This is a genomic window from Acidimicrobiales bacterium (assembly GCA_036273495.1).
Taxonomy (GTDB): domain Bacteria; phylum Actinomycetota; class Acidimicrobiia; order Acidimicrobiales; family JAJPHE01; genus DASSEU01.
Genome location: DASUHN010000202.1, coordinates 1 through 7,579, shown reverse-complemented (window position 1 = coordinate 7,579; position 7,579 = coordinate 1). Strand labels below are relative to the sequence as shown.

Here is a 7,579-nt window from a genome sequence, read left to right as displayed (position 1 = left end):
CAGGACCGACACCGCGTTCTGACCGTTGGAAACGGCCACTCCGTAGCCCCCGGCCTGGTTGTTCAGGTACTGGGAGACGACGAAGCCGGCGGGGTCGTCGGCGGCCGTCTGGACCCGGAGACCCGAGGACAGACGGTTCATTGCCGTGGTGAGCTGCGAGTCCGTGCGGCTCAGGTTGTTGAACGCACTTATGGCGTTGACGTTGGTGTTGACGCTAAGGGACGACATTGCATTTCCTCCATGGTTGCAAGACGCCCTTTCCGTAGGGCGACGGCCCCGCGATTCAGCGGGACCAGATGGGCTATCGGCGGGTCCGCCGCCCCCCTTTAAGAAAAGGTAAAGGAGGACCCGGCGCCGGCCGCCTCGAGCGCCCGGCCCACGTCGGCGACGATGTCGGCCGGGTCCTCGAGCCCGACGCTCAAACGGACGAGGCCGTCCGAGATCCCCTGGGCGGTCCGGGCCGCCGGGTCGACCTGGCGGTGGGTGGTGGACGCCGGGTGGGCCACGAGGGTGTGGGCCCCCCCGAGGCTGGCGGCTATCCAGGCCAGCTGCAGGGCGTCGCAGAACTGCCGGGCGGCGTCGTAGCCGCCGGCCAGCTCCGCCGCCACCATCCCCCCGAACCGGCGCAGATGGCGCCGGGCGCTCTCGTGGGACGGGTGGTGGGCCAGGCCCGGGTAGTGGGTGACGGTCACCGCCGGGGAGGCCTGGAGGGCGGTCGCCACCTCTTCGGCCGAGGCGCAGTGCCGCTCCATTCGCAGCGCCAGGGTGGCCAGTCCCCGGATGCACAGCCACGCCTCGAACGGCTGCATGGCCCCTCCGACCTCGATGGCGGTGGCCCGCACGGCGGCCCGACGTTCGGACGAGCAGCAGACCACGCCCCCGATCAGGTCGGAATGGCCCCCGATGTACTTGGTGGCCGAGTGCAGGACGTAGTCGAAGCCGTGGGCGGCCGGATTGCAGAGGTAGGGCGAGGCGAAGGTGTTGTCGACGACGGACGGCACGCCCGCCTCGGCGCAGAGACCGGCCAGGGCCCCGAGATCGGCCACCCCGACAAGGGGGTTGTCGATCGTCTCGACGTAGAGCATCCGGGCCCCGGGGAGGGCGGCAGCGACGGCGTCGAGGTCGGTGGCGTCGACCAGCACCACGTCGATCCCGTAGCGGGGCAGCACCTCCGAGAAGAGCGAGTACGTCCCGCCGTACAGGCGGTGGCTGGCGACGACCCGGTCCCCGGCCCGGGCGAGCGTCGTGGCCACCCCGTGGATGGCCGCCATGCCCGAGTCGAACGCGAACGCCGCCTCCGTGCCCTCGAGGTCGGCCAGCACCGCCTCGAACGCCTCGACGGTCGGGTTTCCGTAGCCCCGGCCGTAGACGTGCCCGGCCCGCCGGCCGGCGATGACCTCGGCGAACTCCTCGAGCGACTCGAAGCGCCAGGTGGACGTCTGGTACAGCGGGACGGCCGACGGGGTCTGGACGGCGTCGGGGGCAGCGGCGCGGTGGATCGCCCGCGTCGCGAAGCCCGCCCGGTCTTCAGCGGATGGAGGGGGCATGGCGGTACTCGATCACACGGAGCGGGACCGGTGCCGGGTTCAGGTGACCGGGGGCGGCCGGCCCTCGGCGCTGGCGGCAAGCATCCGGTCCCACCCGCACACCTCGCAGGCGTGGCGGATGACCGACAGCCCGAAGTCGACGGCGGCCCGGTGGGGGTCGGGCATGGCGCTGACGTCGTCCCAGGCCAGGAGGAACTCCTTGAGCTCGGGGTCCCAGCGGGCGGCGGGTGGCGCCAGGGCGGCCCGGTCGAGCCCCTCGGGGGCGGGCACGGCGAAGGCGAAGAAGGCGGGACGGGGGTAGCGCCCGTCCCCCGGCCACCACCCCACCTCGATCTGCTGGGCGTTGGCGGAGTTGCGCATGATGAACCCCTCCGACGGGGGATCGGCGGGCTCACCGGAGAACAGGCCGACCGCCAGGTCGAAGGTTCCCCACCACGCGTTCACCGGCGTGGAGCGACCCCGGTACGGAGCGCGCAGGGCGGAGAGCACCAGGGCGGCACGGGTGGCCGCGGCCAGGTAGGCCTCCACCTGGGTGGGGTCATAGGTGTGGTGCTCCTCGTCCTGGTCCAGAGGCGTCGTCCAGGGCGTCTCCTGCGGGCGGGGGTCGATGGTCACCCGCCCGACGAGTGTCGCGACCGCGTCCAGAAGGTCGCGGGTCACCTGGCCGACCGGGCGGTCAGGTCCGAGCGGCACCCGCCGGGTCCGGCCGTCGCTGTGCTCGGCCACGGCATGGTGGGCGTGCAGGTCGAGGGCGACGACCAGGGCCCCCGAGCCGTCCGGTGCCGGCAGCGGCGCCGTCTCCCAGCCCCGGGGGGTCAGGCGGAGGGCGGCGTGCTGCAGCTGGGGCTCGGGCGGGGCCAGCGTCACAGCCAGCTTGCCCAGCACCTGGGTGTGGGCGTGGAGCGTGTCGCACGTGGCGCTCCACTCGTCGTACCCGGGGAGCTGCGGCCATCGGGGTGACACCGCCGCAACGCTAGGCGGCGGAGATCGATCCCGGGCCCAGGTTCAGCCCGCCCCCCCGCCGCCGGGTCGGGCGTCGGGCAGTAGAGTCCCTTCCGGAGCGCCGGGAAGCCTGGTCGGCAGTTTCTGTCCGCCTTGCCGATTTGGAGCCGACGTGGCCGTTTCCCTGGTGGTGTTCGGACTCGGGGCCGTCTCCAGCCTGACGACCAGCTGGGCTCTCGCCTCGCGGCTGGAGCGCATCGGGGAACTGCTCGGCCTCACCGAGGGACTGCTCGGCCTGGTGGCCGCCCTGGCGGCGGACACACCGGAGATCACCTCGGCCCTGACGGCACTGTCCCACCACCAGCACGCCGTAGGTGCCGGTGTCGTCCTGGGCTCGAACGTGTTCAACCTGGCGGCGCTCCTGGGTCTTTCGGCGGTGATGGCCGGGAGCACCCGGCTCCACCGTCGGGTCATCCTCCTCGACGGCGCCGTCGGGCTCTGGACCGCCGGCGCCTGCCTGTGCACTGTCGGCGGGGTCCTCCCGCCGGCGGCGGGCCTCCTTCTCACGCTCCCGGTGCTCGTGCCGTATGTCTCGGCTCTTGCCGGCCGGCCCCACCGGTTGGGGCGCCTGGTCCCGGGCCGGTGGAGCCGTTGGCTGCGGACGGCGGTGGCCGAGGAGGAGCTCGACCTCGTCCAGGCCATCCGGCCCCGGAGAGGAACCCGACGCGACGCGATCGAGGCTGCCGTCCTGCTGGTGGTCGTGGTGGTGGCCAGCGTCGCCATGGAGCGGTCGGCGTCGTCCCTCGGCCGCCGGTGGGCCGTCCCCGACATCGTGCTCGGCGGGATCGTGCTGGCGGTTGTGACGAGCATCCCCAATGCCGCCGCCGGGATCTACCTCGGCGCCCGTGGGCGCGGCGCGGCGCTGCTCAGCACCGCCCTCAACAGCAACACGATCAACGTCGTGGTCGGCCTCCTGATCCCGGCCACCGTCACCGGTCTGGCCGGGGCCTCATCGGGACTGTTGGTCGCGGCATGGTACGCCGCGCTCACCGGGCTGGTGCTGGGGATGGCCTGGTCGGGACGGGGTCTGGTCCGCAGCCAGGGCCTGCTGATCGTCGGAGGTTACGTTGCCTTCGTCGCCACGCTCATCTCGACCAACTGGCGATGAGCCGGCGCTTCCGGGCCCGGCGGTGGCGAGTCGGGACTCCCACCACTGCACGGGCACGATCTCGAGGGCCAGGTCGAGAGTGCCCCGGTCCAGCGCCGCGGCCAGCTGAACGATCACCACTATCCGGTCGGCGAGCCACTGCCCACCCAGGTCGCGCCAGATCTGCGTCGCCGGGTTGCTCCTGGCCCGGCGCTGCCTGCGACCGTCGTCGGAGGGTTGGGAGTTGTCGAGAACATCACCGATCCACGCCATGTCACCTGCGAGCTCGACATGACGATCGATGACTTCCGCGTACACATCCGTACCGAGCATCACCGCCGCCCAGCGGCTCAGCACCTCGTTCGAGTGTTCGGCCAGCAAGGTGATCTCGGCATGGAGGCGGGCGCGCCGCTCCCGGTCACCGGTCACCTCGAGCAGAGCGGCGGTCAACCGCGGGGTGTCCCGCACGATCTCCTGTCCGGCACCGACACGATCCTCCGGCCCGGCCTCGTCCGGCAGCAGGGCCGCCACCTCCAGGACGCCGGACCAGATCATCCGGGCGTTGCGCACCAGCTCGAGCATCACGTACTGGGCCAGGACGCTCCACCGCTGCCGTCGTCTGCGTTCGACGATCTCGTTGATCACACCCACCGACAGCATCACCACGATCACGCTGGCCACCATGCCCGCCAGCAGGGCGTGGCGCTCCCAGAAGGTCCCGCTCGTGAAGTTCGATACCACGCCCGCGACCAGGGCGGCGAGGGCCAGCAACGCGAGCAGGCGCGTCCGGAGCAGGTAGGACCGGACCGATCGCTCCCGGCGAGGCCCGGCCGGTTGGCGCCTCATTGGCGCCACCTGACGGCGAACCTCAAGTCCGCATGGCGTCGAGGTGGGGCTCCAGGCCCGCCCGGATCGACATCAGGACGGTCGTGGCGCCCGGGTCGGGCGCGGCGGCGGTTGCCCTCTCCAGGTGGACTTGCAGGCGGTCGAGGTGGTCCCCCACGACCCGGCGGACGTCCGCGTCGGTCGGGGATCCGGCCCAGAGGTTCACCGGCACTCGGCCTGCCGCCGTCGGAAGCTCACTCAGTGGAGAGACGCCGAGAACCCGATCCTCCTCGACGAGGAGCTCGGCCCACGTCTTCAGGTCGACGAACAGCCGGTCGAGCTCGGCGTGAAGGGCGCCTGCTTCTGGAACCTTCCGGTGAGCCTGCTTCACGTCCTGGACGACGTCGAGAACCTCGCTCAGGACCTGATTGAGCTGTGCCGTGGGGAAGATCTCGGCTGCGTCTGACATGCCCGGAAGCTACGCCTCCCGAGCCGGAAACCCAACCGGTTCCCTACACCCTGGCCTTGTCTCCGTTGTCTGCTGACCGCTCGGGCCGGGCCGCCGGTCCTTCGGGCTGCAGGTGCACGATCTGGTGGGGGAACGGGATGGCGATGCCGGCCTCGGCTAGGGCGGTCTGGACCGTCGTGGCCACGTTGCTCCGGGCCTGCCACACCCCGGTCCGGTCCACCGCGTGCCAGAACAGCAGGACAAAGTTGACCGAGGACTCCCCGAACTCCCTGACCCAGGCGGTCGGAGCGGGAGACGGCTCGATGCCGGTAGTCCCCAGGGCCGCCTCGACCAGCACCTGCTGGGCCCGGGACAGGTCGGTCCCGTACGCGACACCGACGTCCAACTGCGTGCGCCGCGTCGGTGTCCTGGTGTAGTTCACGATCGGATTCTCGAGGACGGTCTTGTTGGGCAGGAAGACATTGAGCCCGTCGAACGTCACGAGTGACACGTTGCGCAGGTCGACGTCCTCGATGATGCCCTCGTACTTGTCGATATGGACCTGATCCCCCCGCCGGAACGGCCGGCGCGCCTGGAGGATGACGCCGGCCACCAGGTTCTGCAGGGTGTCCTGCAGGGCAAACGCGAGCGCGATGCCACCTATCCCCAGGGCGCCGAGCAGCGGGCCGATCTGCACCCGTAGCGCCGTCAGGGTGTACAGGCAGCCCACGACGACGACTATGTAGACGAGGATCCGCTCGACCACCCGGACGACGACCCCGTCGGTGTCTCCCCTGCGGACCCTACCGACGGTCCTCCGCGGGACCAGGCACAACGCGATGGTCACCGCGGCGATGATGCCGGCGTGTATCCAGTCCCACGTCGTTACTCCGTGTGGAACAATGACCACTGGCTGCGAAGTCGCACCGAACAACATGGGCGCGCACTGTACCCGCCGTGCTCTCCCTCGCTCACACGCGTCAGTGGGAGGGAGAGGATCCTCGAGCAGCCATTCTGACGGCCCGCAGGATGCCCTGGTACCCGGTGCAGCGGCAGAGGTTGCCCGCCAGGCCCTCGCGGATCTCCTCGTCGGTCGGGTCGGGGTTGTCGCGGAGGAAGGCGTGGACCGACATCACGAATCCGGGCGTGCAGAACCCGCACTGCAGCCCGTGACACTCCATGAAGGCCTGCTGCACCGGATGGAGCCGGTCGGGACCGGGGGCCAGGCCCTCGATGGTCAGCACCGAGCAGCAGTCGGCCTGTACGGCGAACATCAGGCACGCCCTCACGGCCACCTCGTCCACCATCACGGTGCACGCGCCGCACACCCCGTGCTCACAGGCCAGATGGGTGCCCGTCAGCCCGCACTCCCCCCGCAGGAAGTCGGCCAGGGTCAGTCGGGGGTCGACTTCGGCGCTGAACTCCTCCTCGTTCACGCGTACGCTCACAGGCACCGGCGCCACCACTAGCGACCTCCCTCTCCGATGGCGGTACCCAGCGCGTCGGTAAGGGCCCGTTCGACCATGGCGGCGCCGACGACGCTTCGGTAGGCGGACGAAGCATGGATGTCGGACGGGGCATCGACATCGTGGACCGCCAGTCGGGCCACTTCGGCCAGCGCCCCCTGGCCCAGCTCCAATGCGGTCCGGCCGACCAGAGCCGATTCGGCGCCAGTGGCCCGGACGGGTGTCGAGCCCATGCCGAACAGGGCCACCGCCGCCCTGACCACCCGTCCTGATCGGTCAGCCTGGAGGCCGGCCGCCGACCCCGCGATGGCAAAGTCCCCGACCCGGCGGGCGGCCTCGTGCACGGCGAAGCCGCTCCCCGGCCCCCAGACCGGGAAGGTGACGGATTCGAGCAGCTCGTCCGGCTGGACGGATGTGACGAAGGTGGAGACGAAGAACTCGGCCGTGGAAACGGCCCGGCTGCCCCGCTGAGAGCGCAGGTTCATGCGGGCGTCGAGGGCCAGCGCCACCGCCGGGTACTCGGCGGCGGGATCGCCATGCGACAGCGATCCTCCCAGGGTGCCGCGATTGCGGATCTGGAAATGGCCGATGTGGCGCGTCGCCGCCGGGAGAAGCGGGACGGCGGCCGTCACGTCGGAAGGGCCCGTCAACGCCGCCTGGCGCACCATGGCGCCGACGGTCACCTCCTCGGCACCGGCATCGACTCCAAACAGATCCTCAGCCCGGTTGATGTCGATCAGGTGATCGAAGCGGGTGAGACGCAGAGCCAGGAGAGGCACCAGACTCTGGCCACCGGCCAGGATCTTGGCGTCGTCTCCCAGCTCCGAAAGAAGCGAGAGCGCATGGTCGGCGCTTACAGCTCGGTGGTACGCGAACGGGGCCGGTTTCACGGACTGGGGGCACCCGCGGGGGTGGGCATCCCGCCCGCTGCCTGCACCAGCTCGAAGATCTCCCGGGGTCCGAGCGGTGTGCTCGTCACCTTGACCCCGAGATGGGAGAGGGCATCGGCCACCGCATTGGCCACCGCGGCGTGGGCACCGATGGCACCGCCTTCCCCCATCCCCTTGTAGCCGCCGGGATTGCTCGAGGCCGGCGTCTCGATGTGTCCGACCTCGACTTCGGGGATCTCGGTGGTCGTCGGAAGGAGGTAGTCCATGAACGTGGTGGTGAGGGGATTGCCGTCGTCGTCGTAGATGAAGTGCTC

The 7,579-nt window shown here is 70.8% G+C and carries 9 protein-coding genes; 1 reads left to right on the top strand and 8 read right to left on the bottom strand.

Translation table 11 applies throughout. The features are described 5' to 3' along the window. The 3 genes from VFW24_08480 to VFW24_08470 all read right to left on the bottom strand — a co-directional run. Positions 1-228 (bottom strand): flagellin (locus tag VFW24_08480; protein HEX5266797.1); only part of this gene is annotated, 228 nt, incomplete at its 3' end. A gap of 98 nt (positions 229-326) precedes the next feature. Continuing rightward, a complete protein-coding gene (locus VFW24_08475; GenBank protein ID HEX5266796.1) occupies positions 327-1,547 on the bottom strand; it encodes an aminotransferase class I/II-fold pyridoxal phosphate-dependent enzyme in 1,221 nt (406 codons plus the stop codon). 39 nt (positions 1,548-1,586) lie between these two features. Then, positions 1,587-2,510 carry a DUF5996 family protein gene (locus VFW24_08470; GenBank protein ID HEX5266795.1) on the bottom strand — a complete coding sequence of 308 codons (924 nt, stop codon included), beginning with the start codon at positions 2,508-2,510 and terminating at the stop codon, positions 1,587-1,589. 151 nt (positions 2,511-2,661) lie between these two features. Between VFW24_08470 and VFW24_08465 the strand changes: the two genes are divergently transcribed. Then, positions 2,662-3,657: a hypothetical protein gene (locus VFW24_08465; protein HEX5266794.1), complete on the top strand. Its 996-nt coding sequence runs from the start codon at positions 2,662-2,664 to the stop codon at positions 3,655-3,657. 847 nt (positions 3,658-4,504) lie between these two features. Here VFW24_08465 and VFW24_08460 read toward each other — a convergent pair. The 5 genes from VFW24_08460 to VFW24_08440 all read right to left on the bottom strand — a co-directional run. After that, positions 4,505-4,930: a hypothetical protein gene (locus tag VFW24_08460; protein ID HEX5266793.1), complete on the bottom strand. Its 426-nt coding sequence runs from the start codon at positions 4,928-4,930 to the stop codon at positions 4,505-4,507. Positions 4,931-4,973: 43 nt separating this feature from the next. Next, positions 4,974-5,756 carry a mechanosensitive ion channel family protein gene (locus VFW24_08455; GenBank protein HEX5266792.1) on the bottom strand — a complete coding sequence of 261 codons (783 nt, stop codon included), beginning with the start codon at positions 5,754-5,756 and terminating at the stop codon, positions 4,974-4,976. Positions 5,757-5,889: 133 nt separating this feature from the next. Further along, positions 5,890-6,357: a (2Fe-2S)-binding protein gene (locus VFW24_08450; protein ID HEX5266791.1), complete on the bottom strand. Its 468-nt coding sequence runs from the start codon at positions 6,355-6,357 to the stop codon at positions 5,890-5,892. Between the two features lie 17 nt (positions 6,358-6,374). Continuing rightward, positions 6,375-7,265, bottom strand: coding sequence for an FAD binding domain-containing protein (locus tag VFW24_08445; GenBank protein ID HEX5266790.1), 891 nt, complete (start codon positions 7,263-7,265; stop codon positions 6,375-6,377). Further along, positions 7,262-7,579, bottom strand: a 318-nt coding sequence (locus tag VFW24_08440; GenBank protein ID HEX5266789.1) for a xanthine dehydrogenase family protein molybdopterin-binding subunit, incomplete at its 5' end; no start/stop codon positions are given. The genes VFW24_08445 and VFW24_08440, both read right to left, overlap by 4 nt.